At 47.9% G+C, this 234-nt stretch carries 1 protein-coding gene; it reads left to right on the plus strand.

Annotation, left to right across the window (positions count from 1 at the left end; genetic code table 11):
• Positions 1-19: 19 nt before the first annotated feature.
• Positions 20-234, plus strand: a 215-nt coding sequence (locus NE558_RS14335) for a hypothetical protein (RefSeq protein ID WP_256150846.1), incomplete at its 3' end; no start/stop codon positions are given.

Below are 234 nucleotides of genomic sequence, written 5' to 3' on the forward strand. Positions count from 1 at the left end.
GCAGAGAATAGAGGAGCTGATGAAAGAGCAAGAGCAAGACAGCTACTTGATAGAAGAGCAGTCGCAGAAGATAGCAGAACTGGAAAGTCATATCAGCCAGATAACACAGCAGTCACAGAAGAAAGACTCTCAAATCTCCGAAGCTATCAGCCAAGCCGAGGAATGGAAAGCCAGGGCAGACCAGGAACAGACCAGGGCAAAAGACCAGGAACGGAAACTACTGGAAGAACAACT

It is taken from the genome of Anaerotignum propionicum (genome assembly GCF_024461735.1).
Classification (GTDB): Bacteria; Bacillota; Clostridia; order Lachnospirales; family Anaerotignaceae; genus Chakrabartyella.